Below are 21,166 nucleotides of genomic sequence, written 5' to 3'. Positions count from 1 at the left end.
AGACGCCTCTCAGCCCTGCGGATCCGCGACCAGGTAGGGGGTGAACAGGTCGCGGACCTGCGCGAAGCCCCAGTCGAGGTCGGCCTGGGACAGCGTGGTGCCGCCCTGGAGCCGATGGCTCATCCAGTGGCTCGATACGATCCAGGCGTTGTCGATGAGCCGCCCGAGCGCCTCCGGCGCGATCCGCAGCCGCCCGGCACGCACCGCCGCCTCGAACACGCCGCGGGCCAGCGCCTGGGTCCGCCCCCGCAGGGCATGGACACGCGGGCGCAGGGCCGGAGCGATCTCCACCATGGCGATGCCGTCGCGGTAGACGCAGCGATAGCGCCAGATCAGGTCGAACCAGCCGCGCTGATAGGACAGCAACGCGTCCAAAGTGGCGGGATCGGCGGGCAGGCGCCCGGCCACCGCCTCGGCCTCGGCCTCGAAGACCGCGAACAGAGCCTCCACGAGGCCGCTCTTGCGCGGGAAATGGTACTGGAGGTTTCCCTCTCGGATGCCGCACGCCGCGGCGATCTCCGCGGTGGTCACCCGACCGAGACCGCGCTCGTTGAACAGCGCGAGGCTCTGCGCCAGGATCCTGTCGCGCGTGCCGGCCCCCCGGCCGGTTCCGGCGTCCTGTACCCTGCTGTCGCGGCCCCGCGCCATCCTGCCCCTCCCGGCCTAGGGTGCCCACCCTAGACAATGCCTGGCGCCGGGGCTATCCCGAACCGCCGATCCCGGCCTACCGGGTGACCCAAGGGGGGCGCAGCTTGGCCCAGACATTCCGACTCGCCGGCGCGGTCGTGCTCCTCACCGGGGCCGCGAGCGGCATCGGCGCCGCCCTTGCGCTGGGATTGGCCGCCAAGGGCTGCGGCCTCCTGCTGGTGGACCGCGACGCGCCGGGCCTGCACGCGGTGGCCGCCAAGGCCCGGGCGGCCGGCGCCACGGTGGAAACGCTGGCCCTCGACCTCGCCGACGCGGAGGCGATCACGAAACTCCCGGACTGGGCCGCCGACCGGTTCGGCCGCCTCGACGTGCTGATCAACAATGCCGGCGTGGCGCTCGGCGGCCGATTCGACGAGACGCATCTCGAAGATTTCGACTGGCTGATGGACATCAACCTGCGCGCCGTCGTGCGGATGTGCCACGCCTTCCTGCCGATGCTGAGGGCTCGGCCAGCGGCCCAGATCGTCAACCTGTCGAGCCTGTTCGGGCTGATCGCCCCGCCGGGCCAGGTCGCCTACGCGACGAGCAAGTTCGGGGTCCGGGGCTTCACCGAGGCCCTGCGGCACGAATATGCCGGCAGCGGGCTCGGGGTGACGGTCGTCCATCCGGGCGGCGTCGCCACCGCCATCGCCCGCAGCGCCCGGGGCACGCGTCCACCCACAGACCCGGACGCCGCCGAGCGCGCCCGCGTCGAGGACGAGAAGGCCCGGGAGGCGTTCGGCAAGCTGCTGACGCTCTCGCCGGAGGAGGCCGCGGCCGCGATCATCCAGGGGATCGAGCGGCGCCGCCCCCGCATCCTGATCGGCAAGGACGCGAAGAGCGCCGCCCTGATCCAGCGGCTGATGCCGGTGGGCTACTGGAAGACGATCGTGCGCCTGTCCGGCGGGAAGGTCTGAGATGGCGAGCCTGCGCGCGTATATCGGCACCTGGGTCGTGCGCACCAAGGTGCGCGGCCCCTTGTCGAAGGCCCGGAACGCCGCCGCGTTCCGCCAAATCTTCGAGGCGCCGGCCTTCCCCGATCCGAAGGGCGTCACCTACGAGCCGGGCACGGTCGGCGGGGTGCGGGGGGAATGGGTCCGGCCGAAATCCGGGCCCGGGCAGCGGATGCTCTACCTCCATGGCGGCGGCTTCATCGCCTGCTCGCCGCGCACCCACCGGCCGGTGACCGGCGCACTGGCCAACCGCGGCTTCACCATCTTCGTCCCCGATTACCGCCTCGCCCCCGAGCACCCATTCCCGGCCGCGATCGAGGACGTGACGGCGGTCTGGCAGGCGTTCAGCGCCGACGGCCCGGCCTGCGTCGCCGGCGAGTCGGCCGGCGCCAACATGGCCCTTGTGCTGATCGGCGAGGCGCGGGCTCGGGGCCTGCCGATGCCCTGGGCCGCTGCGCTGTTCTCGCCGGCCACCGACTTCGTCTCCGAGGACGGCTCGCGGCGCACGAACGCGTGGCGCGACGCGATGTTCGACCCCGGGGCGCTCGCGGTGATTCGCACGATGTATCTCGGGAGCGCAGACCCGGCCGATCCGCGGATCTCGCCGATCAACGCCGACCCGACCGGCTACCCGCCCCTCCTTTTCCACGTGGGCGAGCGCGAGGTCCTGCGCGATGATTCGGTTCGCATGGCCGAGAAGGCCCGGGCGGCCGGGGTCGTGACCGAGCTGAAGCTCTTCCCGGTCGTGGCCCATGCCTGGCAGTTCGCCGCCCACATGCTGCCGGAGGCGCGCACCTCCCTCGACGAGGCCACCGCCTTCCTGATGGCGCACGCACGCCGGAGCGCTACCGCGCCCGTGGGAGCTTCGCGATGACGGCACCCGCGACCGCCTCCGTCCCGGAGACCCTCGAAGTCCTGATCGTCGGGGCCGGCTTCTCCGGCCTCGCCATAGCGATCCGCTGCCGGCAGGCCGGGATCGGCCCTCTGCGGGTAATCGAGAAGGCCGCCGACATCGGCGGGACCTGGCGGGAGAACACCTACCCGGGCGCGGCCTGCGACGTGCCCTCACATCTCTACTCCCTGTCGTTCGCCCCGAAGGCGGACTGGTCGCGGATGTATGCCCCGCAGCCGGAGATCCAGGGCTACCTGCGCGACACCGCCGAGCGCAACGGGCTGATGCCGCTGATCCAGCTCGGCACCGCGTTCACCGGAGCGACCTGGGACGAGGCCCGCGCCGTCTGGCACGTCAAGACCGACCGCGGCCCGCTGACGGCGCGCGCGATCGTCTCCGCCATGGGCGGCCTGCACCATCCGGCCTATCCCGACCTCCCCGGCCGGGACGCGTTCACGGGGCCGGCCTTCCACACGGCGGCCTGGGATCATGCCGTCGATCTCGCGGGCAAGCGCGTCGGCGTGATCGGCACCGGGGCGAGCGCGGTCCAGGTCGTGCCGGAACTCGCCAAACGTGCCGCGCACCTGACCCTGTTCCAGCGGACGCCGCCCTGGATCATGCCCAAGCACGACCACGCCATCCCGGAGGCCACCCAAGCGCGCTACCGGCGGCTTCCGTTCCTCCGGCAGCTCGAGCGGGCGCGGCTGTTCTGGCTGCACGAGCTGCGCGCGCTGTTCGGCTTCACCAAGGTGTCCAAGCTGACGAAGCAGGCCGAGGGACTCGCCCGCCACCATCTCGCCAAGGCGGTGCCCGACCGGGCGTTGCGGGCGAAGCTGACGCCGAACTACCGCCTCGGCTGCAAGCGCGTGCTGATCTCCGACGAGTACTACCCCGCGCTCCAGCGCCCGAACGTGACGCTGGAGACCGGCGACATCGCCCGGATCACGGAAGGCGGCGTAACCACCGCCGACGGCCACGCGCATGCCCTCGACGCGATCGTCTACGCCACGGGCTTCGACGTCACCGGGAGCTTCACCCGGATGGACCTCGTCGGGCGCGATGGCCTTAGGCTCACGGATGCCTGGGCGGACGGGATGGGCGCCTACCAGGGCATCACGGTCGCGGGCTTCCCGAATTATTTCATGCTGCTCGGTCCAAATACCGGGCTGGGCCACAACTCGATCATCTCCATGATCGAGGTTCAGGCGCGGCACGTCCTCGACTGCCTGGAGGCCCTGCGCAAGGGCGCCCGGGCGATCGAGGTCCGCCCGGAGGCGCAGGCGCGGTTCCTCGACCGGATCCAGACCCGGCTGGCCGACAGCATCTGGCAGACGGGTGGCTGCCGGAGCTGGTACCTCGACGCCGAGGGGCGCAACACAACCCTGTGGCCCGATTCGGTGATGGCCTACCGCCGCAGCGCCCGGCGCGCCCGCATGGCGGATTACCGGCTGGGGTGAGCCGGACAGGGATGCTCTGCGCAGCAGTCGCCGCCGTCCGGGCCAGCTCCGCGATCAGGCTGCCTGTGTCCGGTCGGGGAACAGGGTCGCCTCCAGGGTCTGCACCGGCATCGGCCGCCCGAGATGGTAGCCCTGCAGGAACGGGCAACCCATCGATTGCAGCATCTGCAGGTCGTCCTGCGACTCGACCCCCTCGGCCACGACCTCCAGCCCGAGCAGGGTGCCGAGGCCGAGCACCGCCAGGACCAGCCCGCGCTTGTCGTCGCAGGTGCTGAGGCCGGTGACGAAGCTGCGGTCGATCTTGATCCGGTCGGCCCGGAGCTGCCGGAGCGACGACAGCGACGAGTAGCCGATGCCGAAATCGTCGAGCGCCACCCGGATGCCGGCGCGCGAGAGCGCCTGGAGCTTGCCCTGGACCGCGCCGAGATCGAGGGCGGTCTCCTCGGTGATCTCGATCTCCAGGAGGGCAGCCGGCAGATCGAGGGCGACGAGGCGCGCGATGACGATCTCGTCCACCGGGATCTGCGCCATCTCCCGAGGCGAGACGTTCATCGCCACCCGGACGGTGCCGAGGCCCCGGGCACGCAGGATCTCCATCATCCGGCAGACCTGATCGAGGATGAAGCGCAGGAGCGACTCGGTCAGCCCGGCCATGCCGGCGGCGGCGATCAGGTCGGGGGGCGCGATCCAGCCGAGGCGGGGGTGGTGCCAGCGCACCAGCGCCTCGAGCCCGACCAGCGTCCGGGCGTCCAGGGCGTAGATCGGCTGGAACCAGACCTCGAGGGCGTTCTCGACCAGCGCGTGCGACAGGTCGCGCTCCAGCTCGCGCCGCATCTCCAGGCAGTCACGCAGGCCGGCGTCGAACAGCCGGAAGCGGTTCCGGCCCGCAGCCTTCGAGGCGTACAGCGCCTCGTCGGCGCAGCTGAGCATCGCCATCAGGTCGGGTTCGGGTTGGGCGTGGACGCCGATGCTGACCCCGAGCCGCCCCTCGTCGAAGCCGTCGAACGGCTGGGCGACCGCCGCGATGAGGCCGGCGGCGAGATCCGCGTAGGGCATGTTTGCGGCGACGGGATCGTACAGCACCGCGAACTCATCCCCACCGAGCCGCGCGGCGAGGCCGCCCGGCGGCAGGGCGGCGCGCACCCGCCGCGCGACCTCGACCAGCACCCGATCGCCGGTCTGGTGGCCGTAGACGTCGTTGACCGACTTGAAGCCGTCGAGGTCGAGCAGCAGGCAGGCGGTGCCGGCGCCGAAGCGGAGCCCGGCCGCGCCGGTCGAACCGGTATCCGCGTGCGTCCCGAGGCGGTCCTCGGCCTGCTGGATGAAGCCGGCCCGGTTGAGCAGGCCGGTGAGGTCGTCGTGGGTCGCGCGCCAGCGCATCTCCTCCACCAGCGCGGTGGCGCTGGCCTGCGCCTCGGCGCGGGAGCGGGCCAGCGCGGTGGCGTCGTTCTTCAGCCGGCTCGCCTCGCGGTAACCCGCCTCGCTCTGGAACGCGGTGCGGGACAGGGCGGCGAGATAGAGCAGCACGCAGGCCGCCAGGCAGCAGCGGTCGAACCCGCCGCCGCCGAACAGGCAGAACGCCACCGACAGCAGCGGCAGCAGGATGAAGCTGAACGGGATGCGGGCATAGGCCGTCCCGTGGGTGACGGCGCCGGCGGTAATGCCGCAGGTGATGGTGAGGTAGAACAGGGCCTGCGCCGAGGTGTAGCCCGCGCAGAGCAGCGGCTGGAACGCCCAGACCAGCCCCGACAGGAAGGCCGCGACGGTGCAGGCGCGCAGGTGTCCCTCGACCGAGCGCGAGGCGGCCCTGGCCATGTCCGGCGGCATCTCGGCCGTCAGGGCGAGCCCCGGACACGACGACCGGCACAGGCCGATGCGCAGGATATTGGCCGCAGTCGAGGCCGCGTACCAGACCACCCCGGCGCGGCCGTTGCCGCCCTGGAACGCCACCAGGACACTGGCGAGCCCGAGCAGCATGTTGACCGGAATCGCGGTGAGGACGCTGCCGCGCACGGCCTCGAGCTGATCCCGGCGGACCAGCGCCTGCAGCCGCCCGGGATCGCCGGAGACTGCCGTCCCGGGGGCCGCTTCCTCCAGGTCGTGAATTGTCATCATGCGTCCAATCAGAGGCATGGGATAATCAATCAAGAGTCGTAAAAGAGTGTTGAGATCACGCGTCCATGGAATCTACCGCCGCGGACCATTGGGACCGCACGTCGCAAGCTATTCCGGTCCCGCCGTCGCGCGCCATATCGCGGGTCGGGCCGCAGCCGGGCCCCGGACGCAGCATGGCCCTCACCAGCGACCTCCTCGACATCAGGACGATCTACCACGAGCCCACGGTGGGCGATTACCCGATCGGCAGGGAGATCCTGACGCGCTTCCCCGACGCCGAGCGCATCCCCGTGCCGTCGCACTGGAATATCCCGGCGCTCCACGGGAACGCGGGATCGGTGGAGGACTGGGTCCGGATCAAGCGCTCGACCCTGGTGCTCGGCGTGAAGAAGGGCCTGACCATGCGGCCGAACGGCCGCAGCGCCCACTTCATCGCGCCCTCGACCTCGAACGGATGCGCCATGGCCTGCGCCTATTGCTACGTGCCGCGGCGCAAGGGCTTCTCGAACCCGATCTCGCTGTTCGTGAACATCGACCAGGCCTGCGCGGCGATCGCCCGGCATGCGGACCGGCAGGGCCCCCTGCCGGCCCCCGACACGATAGACCCGGCGCACTGGATCTACGACATCGGCGAGAACGGCGACCTGTCGGTGGACGCGGCGGTGAGCAGCGGCGTCCGCACCTTCATCGAGCGGTTCCGCACCCTGCCGAACGCCAAGGCGTCGTTTGCCACCAAGGCGGTCAACCGCGATCTCCTGGCCTACGACCCGCAAGGCAAGACGCGGATCCGTTTCTCGCTGATGCCTGCCCGGATCGCCAAGATCGTCGACGTGCGCACGACGCCGATCCCGGAGCGCATCGCCGCGATCGACGACTTCGTGGCCGCCGGCTACGAGGTCCACGCCAATTTCTCGCCGGTGATCCTCTACGAGGGCTGGGAGGCGGATTGGCGGGCGCTGTTCGCCGAGATCGACGCAACGCTCTCGGACGCCGCCAAGGCGCAGCTCAAGTGCGAGATCATCATGCTGACCCACAATGCGGGGCTGCACGACGTAAATCTTGGCTGGCACCCCAAGGCGGAGGATCTGCTGTGGCGGCCGGATATCCAGGAGGCGAAGGTCTCGGAGGGCGGCGGCACCAACCTGCGCTACCGGACCGGCTGGAAAGGCCGCTGGCTCGCCCGGTTCAAGGCCCTGCTGGCCGAATCCCTGCCCTATTGCACCGTGCGCTACGCGTTCTGAACTCCCGGCCCGGCGGCGCGTTGGCGCGCGGGTTCACGCAGAGGCGCAGGGATGTCGGAGCACGAGAGCTATATCCGCGAAGCAGTCGCGCTGGCCGAGGCGAACGTTCTGGCCGGCGGATCTCCGTACGGCGCGGTGATCGTGCGCGACGGCGCCGTCCTGGTCCGGGCTGCCAACACCGTGCACGCCACCAACGACCCGACCGGGCATGCCGAGATGGTGGCGCTGCGCGAGGCCAGCCAAATGCTGGCGCGACGCGACCTCTCCGATTGCGTGATGTACGCGAGCGGGCGCCCCTGCCCGATGTGCCATGCGGCGATGCGGCTCGCCGGCTTCCGCGAAGGCTACTTCGCCTTCTCGGCGGAGGAAGCGGAGGAGCACGGAGCCGGCAGCGCGAGCATCTACGCGGAACTGTGCCGCCCCCTGGACGAACAGCCGATGCGACTCAGCCAGATCCGGCCGGCGGGCGAAGCGCCCTACGCGGCGTGGAAAGCGCGCCGCGGTTCGTGACAGCCCGCGACCCCGCCCGCGGGCGCGCTGAAGCGCCTCAGTGGGTCCAGGGCGCCGTGCGGTTGAACTTGAAGTTATCCGAGTAGGACAGGCCCTTGCGGAACACCGGCTTGGCCGGCTGTTCGACCCGGTAGGCGATGCCCTCGCGCTTGGCGTAGGCGACCGCCTCCTCCTCCGTGTCGAACTCCAGGCGTACCTGCTGCATCATGTCGGCCGATCCGTTCCAGCCCATCAGCGGATCGATCTCGCGCGGGCTGGTCTGGTCGAACTCGAGAAGCCACTGCTTCGTGCGGGCCTGGCCCGACTGCGTGGCGTCCCGGGAGGGGCGGAAGATGCGGGCGCTCGGCATCTGAACTCGACAAGCTCCTGATCGAATGGTCGGGGCGATAGGATTCGAACCTACGACCCCCTGGTCCCAAACCAGGTGCGCTACCAGACTGCGCCACACCCCGACACCCCGTTACGGGTACAGAACCGTAGCGTTTCGCTGGTCCGGGCGCAACGGGGCAGCGGGCCACAGGGGCCATCCTGAGCCGGGATTGACCCGCCAGTTATCGAAAGCGGGTCCAAGCGGCGACACCCCACTTGTCAGACAATTGAGCGGCGCGTACGGTCTTCCTCAGGACGGCGAGGGCTGATTCTCGCACCGACGAACCGAACTGCATTCCATTGGGGGGCGGTGGAGACGCGGCGCGGAGATTGGCGGTGGGGGATCTTGGTCCTCGTCGCTCCCGCTGAGACGATGCCCCGGCTCACGATTCTATTCGACCGGCATCCTCTGCGGTGCGTACGGGGTGAGCAGCCGGCGATCGCCTGACGAACCCGGCACGGCGCCCCTCTCCGCCACTGGCATCGCCCCGTCGTTCCTATATCGCGGTTGGCCCGCGCCCGGATCGGCGCGCCGGTGCCAGGAGCCCAATCCCGTGTGGACGCCAAGCGCGCGCTACCCCGACCCGGCGGTCGAGATCCTCGACGCGTCGTTCGCCCGCTACCGGGTGTTCAGCGCGGCGGTCGAGCGCCTCGCCACCGGCTGCCGCTGGAGCGAGGGGCCGGTCTGGTTCGGGGATGGGCGCTATCTCCTGTGGAGCGATATCCCGAACAACCGGATCCTGCGCTGGGACGAGGAGACCGGCGCCGTCGGCACGTTCCGCCGGCCGTCGGGTTTCGCCAACGGCAACACCCGAGACCGCCAGGGGCGGCTCGTCACTTGTGAGCATGGCGGCCGCCGGGTGGTGCGGACCGAGTATGACGGGTCGCTCACCGTGCTGGCCGACGCCATCGAGGGCCGGCGCCTCAACGCACCGAACGACCTCGTCACCGCGCGCGACGGCGCGGTGTGGTTCACGGATCCGACCTTCGGGATTTCGGGCTACTACGAGGGCGAGCGCGCCGAATCCGAGCTCCCCCAGAACGTCTACCGGTTGGACGCGGAGACCGGCGCCCTGGACGTGGTCGCGCACGACATCGCCGGTCCGAACGGCCTGTGCTTCTCACCGGACGAATCGCGGCTCTACCTCGTGGAATCCCGCGGCGAGCCGACCCGGCGCATCGTCGCCTTCGACGTGGTCGGCGGCCGGACCCTGCGCGACCGCCGGGTGCTGATCGATGCCGGGCCTGGCACGCCGGACGGGATCCGCTGCGATCAGGACGGCAATCTCTGGTGCGGCTGGGGCATGGGTGACGACGCCCTCGACGGCGTCATGGTGTTCAACCCGGAGGGCCGCCTGATCGGCCGCATCCACCTGCCGGAGCGCTGCGCCAATCTGTGCTTCGGCGGCCGGCACCGGAACCGCCTGTTCATGGCGGCGAGCCAGTCGCTCTACGCCCTCTACGTGGACACGCAGGGCTGCCCCGGCGGATGAGGCCGCGATCGCTCCGGACGATGCTTGACCGGAACGCTCCAGAGACCCACCTCCCCACCGCCGGGGACTCGGAGCCTCCTCTTGGACACCCGATCCACGAGGCGGCTCCAGAGCTTTGTTTTTGCGTCATCCTTTCCAAAAGCCGGCACCCATCGCCCAGGACGACGCGTCAGCGGGACATAATCCGATGATCGATCTGTACTATTGGCCGACGCCGAACGGCCATAAGGTCACGATGTTCCTCGAAGAGGCGGGTATTCCTTACCAGATCAAGGCGATCAACATCGGCAAGGGCGAACAATTCAATCCGGATTTCCTCAAGATCGCCCCAAACAACCGCATGCCGGCGATCGTGGATCACGAGCCGGCGGGCGGCGGCGCTCCGGTTTCCCTGTTCGAATCGGGCGCGATCCTGTTGTATCTCGCCGAGAAAGCCGGCCGCTTCATCCCGAGCGATCCGCGTGGCCGGGCCGAGGTCCTGCAATGGCTGTTCTGGCAGATGGGCGGGCTCGGGCCGATGCTGGGCCAGAACCATCACTTCTCGCAATACGCCCCCGAGAAGATCGATTACGCGATCGCGCGCTACGTCAACGAGACCAACCGGCTCTACGGCGTGCTCGACCGGCGGCTGGCCGATCGCACCTTCGTCGCGGGCTCGGATTACTCGATTGCCGACATGGCCTGCTACCCGTGGATCGTGCCGTGGGAGAAGCAGGGCCAGGACCTCGACCAGCATCCCAACCTCAAGCGCTGGTTCACGGCCATCGCGGAGCGGCCCGCGACCCAGGCTGCCTACGCCCGAGCGCCGGAGATCAACCCCGACCACGGCAAGACCATGAGCGAGGACGCCAAGAAGGTAATGTTCGGCCAGACCGCCGCCACCACCCAGCGCTGACCCGCTCATGACCGGCACGCAGACCGCCCTGCCCCTGCGGGTGATCCACCGGGGCTGGAACACCTTCGGCATCGCCACGCTGACCCAGCCCGACGGCAGCACGGTGCCGCGGGCCCTGGAGGACCACGGCGAGGCGGCCTGCGTGCTGCCCTACGATCCCGAGCGGCGGGTGGCCCTGCTGGTCCGGCAGAGCCGGGTCGGCCCGGCCTTCTGGGGCGAGCCGCCCGCCCTCGACGAGGCGCCGGCCGGGGGCCTCGACGGCGGCGAGCCGGAGGCGACCGCGATCCGCGAGGCGATGGAGGAGGCGGGCGTGCAGCTCGAACGTCTCGAGCGTGTCACCCATGCCTACAGCATGCCGAGCGTTTCCTCGGAGCGCCTGTGGCTCTACCTCGCCCCCTACCATCAGGCCGACCGCGTCGGCCCGGGGGGCGGATTGCCCGGCGAGGGCGAGCAGGTCGAGGTGCTGGAGGTGCCTCTGGCCGAACTCGCGGAGCGGGTCCGCGCCGGGCGGCTGTCCGATCTCAAGACCCTGGTCCTGGTCCAGGCGCTGATGCTGCGCCAGCCCGCGTTGTTCGCCGCATGATCGCACCCGACGCCTCGGCCGGCGATGTCCTCGCCGCACTGCTCGCCTTCACCGAGGAGGCCGCGCCGCTGGCGCTCGCGATGCGCGCGGAGGGTCTCGCGATGACCAACAAGGGGCCCGACCTCGGCCAGGCGCTAACCGAGGCGGACCTCGCCGTGAGCCGCCTGCTGCACGCGCGGTTCGGCCCCGACCTGATCGAGGAAGAGACCGCCGACGACCTCGGGCACGTGGCCGCCAAGGCGATGCTGGCGCGCGAGGCCTGGACCTTCGTGGGCGACCCGATCGACGGCACACGACCGTTCGCGGGCGGCCTGTCGGGCTGGGGCGTGATGGCGGCGGCCTGCCGGTCGGGCTGGCCCCGCGCGGGCGTGATGAACCTGCCAGCCTGGAACGAGAATCGCTCCGCCCCCGCCCGCACGGAGAATGCGGAGACCGCCGAGGGCATCTTGTTCGCCGCCTCCGAGGGTCAGGCGTTCTGGGCGCCGACCCGGGGCGGGCGCCGGACGGAGGCGCTGCGCCCGTTGGCCCCCTCCCCCCGCCGGACCGGCCATGTCGGCTGGCTCGCGGTCACCGCCCAGCGCTACACCGTGGATTACGGGCGCGGCTGGTTTCCCTGGAGCGAGGGCGGCACGATCTCGGACGCAGCGCTCCTCGCCACGGGCCGGCTCGACGCGACCTTGAGCAACAACAAGCTGTGGGACCTGGCGCCGATCCTGCCGCTGTTCGAGGCCCTGGGATTCGGCCTCTACCACTGGCCCGACCTCGCCGCCCCGCCGGCCGCCTTCATCGACCTGTTCGACGCGGAGCTGTCCGCCCACGACGACCTCTGGCTGGTCTGCCGGGATCGGGACCAGGCGGCCGACCTGGCGAGGGCGATCCGCCGGGCCTAGCCACCAACCCAACGGGTTGGGAGGCCCTACTGTCTGGCAAGGCCCACAGGAATCGGGGCTCAGCGCCGGCTCCCGCCGAGGGGTATGCCCGTCGGAAACGCATTCTTCCTGGACGCAGCCGGCGACGCCCTCACGCTTCGGCCTCGCCATGGGCCATGATGGCGTCGAGGAGGCCGGGGAAGCGGGCGCCGACGTCCTCACGGCGCAGCGAGATCAGGCAGCGCATCCCTTCGGGCCGGGTGCGCGTCACGCCGGCCTCGCGCAGGATCTTGAGATGGTGCGTCATGGTCGATCGCGGCACGCTTTCGGTAAGGAGGTCGCCGGACGCGCGCTCGCCGGCCATTAGGAGGTCCGACACGACCGCGAGGCGGGTCGGATCGCTTAGCGCGAACAGCACCCGATGCAGGGTCAGCTCGGCGCGGTCGGGGTGAAAGAACTTGCGGGCACTCATGGCGCCTTATATGTACGATTTTCGTCGTAGATCGTAAATAGGCGGCGAGACCTGAAGCCAATCGCGATTCTGGCGCTCGGGATGTTCGCCCTGGGCTTGGATGCGTACGTGGTCGCGGGGCTGCTCCCGAAGATCGGAGCCACGTTCGACATTAGCGCCGGCGAAGCCGGACAGGCTGTCACGGTCTTCACGTTGGCTTACGCCCTGGCGGCGCCGATCTGCGCAGGTCTGCTCGCCGGACGGCCGGTGCGGCGCGTGCTCGGCGTGGCGCTTGCGATCTTCACTCTAGCGAACCTTTTGAGCGCCCTCGCGACCGGCCTGTTCGGGCTGCTCCTGGCCCGGGCGCTCGCCGGCCTCGCGGCCGGCCTCTACGCTCCGGTCGCGATCACATCGGCGGCGGCCCTGGTGGATCCGGGCCGCAAAGGGCGCGCGCTGGCGCTGACGCTGGGCGGCATGAGCACCGGGACGGTGATCGGCGTTCCGGCCGGGTTGTGGATCGCCGACAGGCTCGGCTGGCAGGGCGCGCTCTGGATGGTGATGATCCTGGGTGCGGCAGCGACTGCCGGCATCCTGGCGCGCCTGCCCGACATCATCGCCGCGGAGCCGCCGTCCTGGCGCGCGCGGGCGGCCTTGCTGACCGACTCAGCCATCGTCGCGACGGTGGCGGTCACGTTCCTAACGGCAATCGCCAGCCTCGGTCTCTACACCTACTTGGCATCCCTTCTGGAGCGGGCCGGGCTGGGTGGCGCAGCGGCCTCTCATTTCTGGGCCTGGGGCATCGGCGGGATGGTGGGTAGTTTTTCGGTCGGGCCGCTGATCGACCGGACCCGCGATCCCCGGCGGATCATGGCGGTCATCCTGGCCGCCCTGACGCTGGCGCTCGCATGGCTTCCCGGCCTGCTGGGCGTCTCGCTTCTCGGCTACCTGCCGGTGCTGCTCTGGGGCGCGATGGGCTGGGCCTCGCAGGCGCCGCAGCAGCATGCCCTGCTCCACCTCCGGCCGGAGCATGGCAGCGTCTCGGTCGCGCTGAACAGCTCCGCGAACTATCTCGGCGGCGCGGCGGGCGCGGCGCTCGGGGGCGTGGTGGTCACGCTGGCGGGAATCTCCGCCTTGCCGGTGGCGGCCGCCGCGGTCGCGGCTGGAGGGCTTGCGCTGCAGGTGGTCATCCTGGCTCACGCTCGGCGTGTTGCGGGGGGCTGATAGCGGCCACTGTTCGATCAATTCTCGAGACGGGCCCGGATTTCGAGGATAGAAGTCTTATGCTGGGCGTTTTGACATGCGCGCCGTTGAAAGAGCTGCCATCATGCTGGCATCGACTCGATGTTCACCGTTCGACACAGTCGTCAGCACGGGTTCCGGAACTCTTACACATGACATCCGAAGACGAGATAGTCCGGTATTCGAACAGCAGCTGGACCGATAAGGTCGAGCGTCGGGAAACCATTCCGCTTGATGCGTGCCAGACCGATGAGATGGTCGCCTCGCTCGGCCAGTGCTTGACCGCGGTTTACGCTGTGAACGATGCCGTCGAAGCGGATGATTGTGGCGGCTTCAAGCGCAAGCACCTCGCGCAAGCTAGCAGTAGCATCAAGGAAGCCGCCACATTCCTCGATACGCTGAGCGCCAATCTCACAACATAGACGGACCATGGCCCAATCGGCCCTTTGGCGCGCGCAAATGCGCTGGCAAGCTGCGAGACGCGATAGCCGCAACAGCCATGACTCGGGCACGCCTCCGGGCGGCCCAGGCGGGACATCCCAACACATGGAAACACGCATTAAGCGGCTCGAAATCAGGGCCAACCTGAAGAGGATCCTGGCCGATACCGCCGAGATCAAGGGGCGTGTGGCATCGATGCCGACGAGCCCGCAGCTGTTCTTGGCTCTGATCGCGGTATTCGTCGCGAGCGGCCTGCTGCGCTGGTTCGGACACTGAGGCGACGCCGCAATCGCAAAAAGAGGCGGCGCGCCGTCATCCGGCGCGCCGCCTTACTCGCAAACCGCAGCGCTCAGTTCAGGGCCACGTTCGCGGGCCGGCGCTCGGCGCCGACCGTGACGTCGCCAATCATCAGGCCCATCGGACCCGAGCGGACCGACACCGTCTCGCCGTCGTGGATCTTGCCCGAGAGCACCAGCTCGGCCAGCGGATCCTGGACGTTCTTCTGGATCACCCGCTTGAGCGGGCGCGCGCCGTAGGCGGGGTCGTAGCCCTTGTCGGCGAGCCAGATCTTGGCCTCCTCGTCGAGGTCGAGGACGATCTTGCGATCCTCCAAGAGCTTCGCCAGGCGCCCGAGCTGGATCTCCACGATCGCCCCCATCTCCGACCGCGCCAAGCGGTGGAACAGGATGATCTCGTCGACCCGGTTCAGGAATTCCGGCCGGAAGTGGCCCCGCACCACGTTCATCACCTCGTCGCGGACCGCATCGGTGTCCTCGCCCGCGGGCTGGTTCACCAGGTACTCGGACCCGAGATTCGAGGTCATGATCAGAAGCGTGTTGCGGAAGTCGACCGTCCGCCCCTGCCCGTCCGTGAGCCGGCCGTCGTCGAGAACCTGCAGCAGGACGTTGAACACGTCCGGATGCGCCTTCTCGACTTCGTCGAACAGCACGACCTGATAGGGCCGCCGCCGGACCGCCTCGGTGAGCGCCCCGCCCTCCTCGTAGCCGACATAGCCCGGAGGCGCGCCGATCAGGCGGGCCACCGCGTGCTTCTCCATGTACTCGGACATGTCGATGCGCACGAGCGCCGTGTCGTCGTCGAACAGGAAGCCGGCGAGCGCCTTGGTCAACTCGGTCTTGCCGACGCCCGTGGGGCCGAGGAACATGAACGAGCCGATCGGCCGGTTCGGGTCCTGAAGCCCCGCCCGCGCGCGCCGGACCGCGGTCGAGACCGCCTCCACCGCCTCGCGCTGGCCGACGACGCGCTTGGCGAGCGCGTCCTCCATGGCGAGCAGCTTCTCGCGCTCGCCCTCCAGCATCTTGTCCACCGGTACGCCGGTCCAGCGCGACACAACCCCGGCGACGTGAGCGGGCGTCACCGCCTCCTCCATCATGCCGTCGCGACCGCCCTCGGCCTTCTCCTCGATCTCGGCGAGCTGCTTCTCCAGGCCGGGAATCACGCCGTAGGCGAGTTCGCCGGCGCGCTGGTACTGGCCCTGGCGCTGGGCCGCGGCCAGCTCGTTGCGGGCCTCGTCGAGTTTCTTCTTCAGGCCGGCGGCCGTGCCGAGCTTGTCCTTCTCGGCCTTCCACCGGGCCGTGATCGACGCCGAGCGCTCCTCCAGGTCGGCCAGCTCCCGCTCCAGCCGGACCAGCCGGTCGCGGGAGGCGGAATCGGTCTCCTTCTTGAGCGCCTCGGCCTCGATCTTCAGCCGTACGATCTCGCGGTCGACCGAATCGAGTTCCTCGGGCTTCGAATCGACCTGCATGCGCAGGCGCGAGCCAGCCTCGTCGATCAGGTCGATCGCCTTGTCGGGCAGGAACCGGTCGGTGATGTAGCGGTTCGAGAGCGTCGCGGCCGCCACCAGGGCCGAATCCTGGATGCGCACGCCGTGGTGCTGCTCGTACTTCTCCTTCAGCCCGCGCAGGATCGACACCGTGTCCTCCACGGTGGGCTCCGACACGAAGACCGGCTGGAAGCGCCGGGCCAGGGCCGCGTCTTTCTCCACGTGCTTGCGATACTCGTCCAGCGTGGTCGCGCCGACGCAGTGCAGCTCGCCGCGGGCGAGCGCGGGCTTTAGCAGGTTCGAGGCGTCCATCGCCCCGTCCGCCTTCCCGGCGCCGACCAGCGTGTGCATCTCGTCGATGAACAGGATGATGCCGCCCTCGGCCGCCGTGACTTCGGAGAGCACGCCCTTCAGCCGCTCCTCGAACTCGCCGCGATACTTCGCGCCGGCGATCAGGGAGCCCATGTCGAGGGCCAGCAGGCTCTTGTCCTTGAGCGATTCCGGCACGTCGCCGTTGATGATGCGCAGGGCCAGGCCCTCCACGATCGCGGTCTTGCCGACGCCGGGCTCGCCGATCAGGACGGGGTTGTTCTTGGTGCGCCGCGACAGGACCTGGATGGTCCGCCGGATCTCCTCGTCGCGGCCGATCACCGGGTCGAGCTTGCCGTCCCGGGCGGCCTCGGTAAGGTCGCGGGCATATTTCTTCAGCGCGTCGTAGGCGTTCTCGGCCGAAGCGTTGTCGGCGGTGCGGCCCTTGCGGAGCGCATTGATCGCCCCGTTCAGCGACGCGGGCGTGACGCCCGCCGCCTGCAGCGCGCGACCGGCCTCGGACTCCTTCTCCACCGCCAGGGCGAGAAGCAGGCGCTCGACCGTGACGAAGGAATCGCCGGCCTTCTTGGCGGCGGTCTCTGCGGTGTCGAACAGGCGCATCAGCTCGCGCGTCGCCTGCGGGGCCGACGCATTGCCGGAAACCTTCGGCTGCTTGGCGAGCCACTGCTCGGTCTGCGCCAGCGCGACCCGCGACTGCCCGCCCGCGCGGTCGATCAGACCGGCGCACAGGCCCTCGGGATCGTCGAGCAGCACCTTGAGCAGGTGCCCCGGCTGAAGCTGCGGATGGCCCTCGCGCATCGCGAGGTTCTGCGCCGCCTGGACGAAGCCGCGGGCGCGCTCGGTGTAGAGTTCGAAATTCATGCGTGTCTCACCCTCCCGTGCCGGCATTCGCCGCCCGAGATGGCGCGGCCCTGCCGAAACGTCGCCCCCCGGCACTCTGCCGCGAGGGACCCCGGCGCCGAAAGCCGCCGGTAGTCCCGATGTGGTGTTGTATTTGCGCACCACAAGGGTCTCAGGCCTTGCGCGGCACAGCTTTTCCGAGCCACCTTCCCGGCATGCAAGCCGCGCTCGAAATCGGCCTCCTCGGCCTCTACCGCTACCCCGTGAAGGGTCTGAGCCCCGAGCCCTTGGAACGGGCGGAGCTGGAGACCAGCGGCTTCTTCCCAGGGGACCGACTCTACGCCATCGAGAACGGGCCTTCGGGCTTCAACCCGGTGGCGCCGCGGCACCAGCCCAAGACCAAGTACCTGATGCTGATGCGCGACGAGGCGCTGGCCCGCCTGCGCACCCGTTACGACGACGCCACCGCGACCCTCACGGTGGAGCATGCCGGCGAAACGCTGGCCTTCCGGCTCGACACGGAGGCCGGTCGCGACGGGCTCGCCGACCTGATGCGGCACTACCTCCCGGAGAGCCTGCGGGGTGAGCCGAAGGTCCTCGCGGCGCCGCCGCAATACCGGTTCACCGATTCGCCCACCGGCTACGTCTCGCTGATCAACCGGGCGAGCGTGACGGCCGTCGAAGACTATCTCGGCGCGCCGGTCGATCCGCTGCGGTTCCGTGGCAACCTGCTGGTCGATGGGCTGGCGCCGTTCGCCGAGCTCGACATGGTCGGGCGGGTGATCGAGGCCCCGAGCGGATTGCGGCTCAAGGTGACCAAGCGCACGGTGCGCTGCGCCGCCACCAACGTCGATCCGGTGAGCGGCGTGCGCGACCTCGACATCCCCTGGACTCTCGACGCACGGCTCGGCCACCGCGACCTCGGCGTCTACGCCGAGGTGATCGCCGGCGGAGCGCTGGCCGTGGGCGATACGCTGCGCACCGTCGGTTGAGCTGCGCTGCCTACAGCCGGGCCACGTAGGCCGCCAGATCCTTGATGTCGGCCTCGCTCAGGCCCTGCGCGACTTCGTTCATCGCGGGGTCGTAGCCCGGCCGGGCGTTCGACTTGTAGGCCGCGAGCGCCTGCGCGAGGACCTCTTCCCGCTGCGCCCGAATTCGGGGAATCGCATCCCGGCCGGCCAAGTCGGCGCCGTGGCAGGAATTGCACTGGTGCTTGGAGACCAGCGCCTGCGCGCGTGCCACCAGGGCCGGGTCCGCAGCCGGCCCCGACCACGCGGGGGGCGGCAGGGTCGCGACCGCATCGGCATAGGCGCGCAGGTCGTCGTCGGAGAAGCCGGCGGCGACGTCGTTCATCGGCGGGGCCTCGCGCTGCTTCTCCCGGAACTGGAACAGCTGCGTCACGACATAATCCGCCTGCTGTCCGCCGAGCGAGGGTACACCCTCGGTCTCGGAGGTGCCGCTCCCGTGGCAGGCCACGCACGGGGCCAGCCGCTCCGGCACGGCCGACTGGGGTACGGTCGACTGGGGCGCGGCCAGAGCCGCACCCGCCAGCAGGGCGCCGAGGGGCAGCGCGAGCCCCCGGACAACCCCGATCCTCGACGGACCGCGCATCACTGGCCGTAGCTGACGCGGTAGATCGCGCCGTTGTAATCGTCCGAGACGAGCAGCGACCCGTCCTTGGCGACCAGCACGTCCGCCGGGCGCCCGGCATACTTGTTGTCCTGCAGGAAGCCGGTCAGGAACGGCTCGACGGATGCGACCTTGCCGTCCGGGCCGAGCTTCGCCATCACCACGTCGCCCCCGAGCTTCGTCGTGCGGTTCCAGGACCCGTGCCGGGCGATGAAGACCGCATCCTTGTAAGCCTCCGGGAACTGCGCGCCGGTGTAGAACCGCATGCCGAGCGAGGCCGTGTGCGGCCCGAGCAGGCCCGCCGGGGCCGTGAATTCCGAGCAGGAATGGCCCCAGCCGTATTCGGGATCGGTGAACGTGCCCTGGTGGCAGAACGGGTAGCCGAAATGCTGCTTGCCGGGTTCGGTCAGCACGTTCAGCTCGTCGTTCGGGATGTCCTCAGAGACCCAGTCGCGGCCATTGTCGGTGAACCAGAGCTGCTTGGTCTTCGGGTTCCAGTCGAAGCCCACCGTGTTGCGCACCCCGCGGGCGACCACCTCGGCGTTCTTGCCATCGAGATCGATGCGCCGGATCTGGGCGTGCGTGTCCGGGGGCATCACGATGTTGCCGGGCGCGCCGACCGGGACGTAGAGCTTGTTGTCCGGACCGATGGCGATGAACTTCCAGCCATGGGCCTCGTCCTTCGGCAGGTCGTCGTAGACGAGGGTCGGCTTCTCGGCGCCATCGAGGTGCTTGGCGATGTCGTTGTAGCGCCAGATCTTGGACAGCTCGGCCACGTACAGGGCGCCGTCGTGGAACGCGACGCCGTTCGGACGGTGGAGGCCGGACGCGATGGTCTTCACCACGCGCTTGCCGTCCGGCCCGGCCTGCGGCAGCACCGCGTAGACCTTGCCGACCGTGCGGGTGCCGATGAACAGCGTGCCGTCCGGCGCCTGCGTCATCGAGCGCGCGTTGGCGAGGCCGCTGGCATAGACCTCGACCTTGAAGCCCTCCGGCACCTTCAGCTTGTCGAGCGGCAGCTTGGCGGCGGCGGTGGCCAGGGGTGGCCCCGCTACCGGGGCGAGCTTGGCCGCGTCCCCGCCTTCCGGGCGTCCGTAGAGCGCCGAGCCGCGGTCGACCTGCACGGTGGCCGGGGGCGCCGAGCTGGCCGGCGTCTCCTGAGCGCGCGATCCGCCCGGAGCGAGGGTCCCGAGGCCCAGGCAGGCGAGCGCGGTGGCGAGCCCGCGGCTCAGGATCGGCTTGCTGGCTGGAATCATGGTGTCTCCCGATACGGCCGGCGTCTTGGATCGCCCGGTCCGGTCTGTACTCATTATTCAACGTCTAGCCGTGCAAGGCGAGCCCGCGGACAACCCTCGCGCGACAGCGGGATGCGGTCGTCACCCGCGCTCCGCTATCCGCTTCGCCGGTTGGCAGGCGTGTCGGCGACGTGCCCGTCCGAGAGAACCTTGCCTTTTGGCGGGTGATCTCCGAAAACGCGCGCGTCCGGAACGCTCGCGCTTGGCCGGGGCCCCTGGCGTCCGCCGCGGCCCGGCCGGGGCAGCATTCCGATCCGGTTCGAGGACACGTATCGATGATCGATTACGCGCAGGCGCGGCGGATGATGGTCGACTGCCAGTTGCGGACCTTCGACGTGAACGACAACGCGGTGCTCGACGCGTTCGACACGGTGCCGCGCGAGACCTTCGTGCCGAAAGGCCGCGAGCCGTTCGCCTACATCGATCAGACCCTGAATCTCGCCGGGGCCAACGGCGAGGCCCGTTGCCTGCCGGCGCCGATGGTGCTGGCCCGACTGATCCAGGCCCTCAAGATCCGGCCCGGCGCCAGCGCCCTCGATGTCGGCAGCGGCACCGGTTACGCTGCGGCCGTGATGGCGGAACTCGGCGCGGACGTGACCGCTCTGGAATCGGCGCCCGGTTTCGCCGAGGCGGTCCGTGGCAAACTCGGAACCTCGGCCCGGGTGATCGAGGGTCCGCTGGAGGCCGGCGCCCCCAAGCAGGCCCCGTTCGACGTCATCCTGATCAACGGCCGCGTCGAGGTCAGGCCGCAGGCGCTGCTCGACCAACTCAAGGACGACGGCCGCCTGGCCTGCGTGTTCGGCCCTCATCGCAACGCCAAGGCGACCCTGTTCGTGCGCGCCGGCGACGCCTTCGGCTCCCGCCCGCTGTTCGACGCCTCGCTGCCGCTCCTCGACGCGTTCGCCGCCGAGGTCGGGTTCGCGTTCTGAGCCGGACGGGAGAGCCGTTTCCGATCTTGGGGGGACCGGGCAGGCAAACCGGTCGCGCGGACAAGTTTTGGCCTGACGGGACAGCCCTGCGCCGCTACAGCCACTCGGCGGACCCGATCGAGGGCGCCTTCACGGCCGGCCCGACGGCCCGACGGCCCGGATGGT

The 21,166-nt window shown here is 70.0% G+C and carries 21 protein-coding genes and 1 tRNA gene; 14 read left to right on the top strand and 8 right to left on the bottom strand.

Annotation, left to right across the window (positions count from 1 at the left end; genetic code table 11):
• Positions 1–9 precede the first annotated feature (9 nt).
• The gene (locus FVA80_RS28960) at positions 10–648 is read right to left on the bottom strand and encodes a TetR/AcrR family transcriptional regulator (protein ID WP_147905961.1); all 639 of its coding nucleotides are present in this window, start codon (positions 646–648) and stop codon (positions 10–12) included.
• A 104-nt stretch (positions 649–752) separates the two neighbouring features.
• Here FVA80_RS28960 and FVA80_RS28955 point away from each other — a divergent pair, with 104 nt between their 5' ends.
• Genes FVA80_RS28955 through FVA80_RS28945 form a run of 3 tightly spaced genes read left to right on the top strand, consistent with a single transcriptional unit; the run spans position 753 to position 3,989 of the window.
• A complete protein-coding gene (locus tag FVA80_RS28955; RefSeq protein WP_147906011.1) occupies positions 753–1,604 on the top strand; it encodes an SDR family NAD(P)-dependent oxidoreductase in 852 nt (283 codons plus the stop codon).
• Between the two features lies 1 nt (position 1,605).
• A complete protein-coding gene (locus FVA80_RS28950) occupies positions 1,606–2,514 on the top strand; it encodes an alpha/beta hydrolase (protein ID WP_147905962.1) in 909 nt (302 codons plus the stop codon).
• Positions 2,511–3,989 carry an NAD(P)/FAD-dependent oxidoreductase gene (locus FVA80_RS28945; RefSeq protein ID WP_147905963.1) on the top strand — a complete coding sequence of 493 codons (1,479 nt, stop codon included), beginning with the start codon at positions 2,511–2,513 and terminating at the stop codon, positions 3,987–3,989. Before FVA80_RS28950 ends, FVA80_RS28945 begins: the two co-directional genes overlap by 4 nt.
• Before the next feature lie 54 nt (positions 3,990–4,043).
• Here the strand turns inward: FVA80_RS28945 and FVA80_RS28940 are convergent, their stop codons facing one another.
• Complete coding sequence (locus FVA80_RS28940; protein WP_147939931.1) at positions 4,044–6,101, bottom strand: EAL domain-containing protein; 2,058 nt, start codon at positions 6,099–6,101, stop codon at positions 4,044–4,046.
• A 176-nt stretch (positions 6,102–6,277) separates the two neighbouring features.
• Between FVA80_RS28940 and FVA80_RS28935 the strand changes: the two genes are divergently transcribed.
• Positions 6,278–7,345: a spore photoproduct lyase family protein gene (locus tag FVA80_RS28935; protein ID WP_147905965.1), complete on the top strand. Its 1,068-nt coding sequence runs from the start codon at positions 6,278–6,280 to the stop codon at positions 7,343–7,345.
• Positions 7,346–7,396: 51 nt separating this feature from the next.
• On the top strand, positions 7,397–7,855 hold the full coding sequence (locus FVA80_RS28930; RefSeq protein ID WP_147905966.1) for a nucleoside deaminase: 459 nt from the start codon (positions 7,397–7,399) through the stop codon (positions 7,853–7,855).
• A 37-nt stretch (positions 7,856–7,892) separates the two neighbouring features.
• On the opposite strand, the gene FVA80_RS28925 is transcribed toward FVA80_RS28930, so the two are convergent.
• Both FVA80_RS28925 and FVA80_RS28920 read right to left on the bottom strand, forming a co-directional pair.
• Positions 7,893–8,204 carry an ETC complex I subunit gene (locus FVA80_RS28925; protein WP_147905967.1) on the bottom strand — a complete coding sequence of 104 codons (312 nt, stop codon included), beginning with the start codon at positions 8,202–8,204 and terminating at the stop codon, positions 7,893–7,895.
• A gap of 26 nt (positions 8,205–8,230) precedes the next feature.
• Positions 8,231–8,307 (bottom strand) — tRNA-Pro (locus FVA80_RS28920).
• 471 nt (positions 8,308–8,778) lie between these two features.
• On the opposite strand from FVA80_RS28920, the gene FVA80_RS28915 reads away from it, so the two are divergent.
• From FVA80_RS28915 to FVA80_RS28900, 4 genes are all read left to right on the top strand, one after another.
• Positions 8,779–9,717: an SMP-30/gluconolactonase/LRE family protein gene (locus FVA80_RS28915; protein ID WP_147905968.1), complete on the top strand. Its 939-nt coding sequence runs from the start codon at positions 8,779–8,781 to the stop codon at positions 9,715–9,717.
• Positions 9,718–9,904: 187 nt separating this feature from the next.
• Positions 9,905–10,612 carry a glutathione binding-like protein gene (locus FVA80_RS28910; RefSeq protein ID WP_147905969.1) on the top strand — a complete coding sequence of 236 codons (708 nt, stop codon included), beginning with the start codon at positions 9,905–9,907 and terminating at the stop codon, positions 10,610–10,612.
• Positions 10,613–10,619: 7 nt separating this feature from the next.
• Positions 10,620–11,195 (top strand): NUDIX hydrolase, encoded by a 576-nt coding sequence (locus FVA80_RS28905; RefSeq protein ID WP_147905970.1) that lies wholly within the window; start codon positions 10,620–10,622, stop codon positions 11,193–11,195.
• Entirely contained in the window at positions 11,192–12,085 is an 894-nt protein-coding gene (locus FVA80_RS28900; protein WP_147905971.1) for an inositol monophosphatase family protein, read from the top strand. The genes FVA80_RS28905 and FVA80_RS28900 overlap by 4 nt, the downstream gene beginning before the upstream one ends.
• A gap of 130 nt (positions 12,086–12,215) precedes the next feature.
• Here FVA80_RS28900 and FVA80_RS28895 read toward each other — a convergent pair whose 3' ends face one another.
• Positions 12,216–12,536 (bottom strand): helix-turn-helix domain-containing protein, encoded by a 321-nt coding sequence (locus FVA80_RS28895; RefSeq protein ID WP_147905972.1) that lies wholly within the window; start codon positions 12,534–12,536, stop codon positions 12,216–12,218.
• Between the two features lie 81 nt (positions 12,537–12,617).
• On the opposite strand from FVA80_RS28895, the gene FVA80_RS28890 reads away from it, so the two are divergent.
• From FVA80_RS28890 to FVA80_RS30835, 3 genes are all read left to right on the top strand, one after another.
• Positions 12,618–13,736, top strand: a complete 1,119-nt coding sequence (locus tag FVA80_RS28890) for an MFS transporter (protein ID WP_246692195.1) — start codon at positions 12,618–12,620, stop codon at positions 13,734–13,736.
• Positions 13,737–13,906: 170 nt separating this feature from the next.
• On the top strand, positions 13,907–14,176 hold the full coding sequence (locus tag FVA80_RS28885) for a hypothetical protein (RefSeq protein ID WP_147905974.1): 270 nt from the start codon (positions 13,907–13,909) through the stop codon (positions 14,174–14,176).
• A gap of 124 nt (positions 14,177–14,300) precedes the next feature.
• Positions 14,301–14,471 (top strand): hypothetical protein, encoded by a 171-nt coding sequence (locus FVA80_RS30835; protein ID WP_187193544.1) that lies wholly within the window; start codon positions 14,301–14,303, stop codon positions 14,469–14,471.
• A gap of 73 nt (positions 14,472–14,544) precedes the next feature.
• Here FVA80_RS30835 and clpB read toward each other — a convergent pair whose 3' ends face one another.
• The gene (clpB, locus tag FVA80_RS28880; RefSeq protein ID WP_147905975.1) at positions 14,545–17,169 is read right to left on the bottom strand and encodes an ATP-dependent chaperone ClpB; all 2,625 of its coding nucleotides are present in this window, start codon (positions 17,167–17,169) and stop codon (positions 14,545–14,547) included.
• A gap of 194 nt (positions 17,170–17,363) precedes the next feature.
• Here clpB and FVA80_RS28875 point away from each other — a divergent pair, with 194 nt between their 5' ends.
• Positions 17,364–18,140, top strand: coding sequence for an MOSC N-terminal beta barrel domain-containing protein (locus FVA80_RS28875; protein ID WP_147905976.1), 777 nt, complete (start codon positions 17,364–17,366; stop codon positions 18,138–18,140).
• A gap of 10 nt (positions 18,141–18,150) precedes the next feature.
• On the opposite strand, the gene FVA80_RS28870 is transcribed toward FVA80_RS28875, so the two are convergent.
• Positions 18,151–18,759 (bottom strand): c-type cytochrome, encoded by a 609-nt coding sequence (locus FVA80_RS28870; RefSeq protein WP_147905977.1) that lies wholly within the window; start codon positions 18,757–18,759, stop codon positions 18,151–18,153.
• Positions 18,759–20,033 (bottom strand): PQQ-dependent sugar dehydrogenase, encoded by a 1,275-nt coding sequence (locus tag FVA80_RS28865; protein ID WP_187193543.1) that lies wholly within the window; start codon positions 20,031–20,033, stop codon positions 18,759–18,761. The genes FVA80_RS28870 and FVA80_RS28865 overlap by 1 nt, the downstream gene beginning before the upstream one ends.
• Before the next feature lie 314 nt (positions 20,034–20,347).
• On the opposite strand from FVA80_RS28865, the gene FVA80_RS28860 reads away from it, so the two are divergent.
• Positions 20,348–21,001 (top strand): protein-L-isoaspartate O-methyltransferase, encoded by a 654-nt coding sequence (locus tag FVA80_RS28860; RefSeq protein ID WP_147905978.1) that lies wholly within the window; start codon positions 20,348–20,350, stop codon positions 20,999–21,001.
• The last annotated feature ends 165 nt before the right edge of the window (positions 21,002–21,166 follow it).

Source organism: Methylobacterium sp. WL1, assembly GCF_008000895.1.
Taxonomy (GTDB): Bacteria; Pseudomonadota; Alphaproteobacteria; order Rhizobiales; family Beijerinckiaceae; genus Methylobacterium.
Note: the sequence above shows the minus strand (reverse complement) of the source record. Positions and strands in the feature narration are given on the sequence as shown.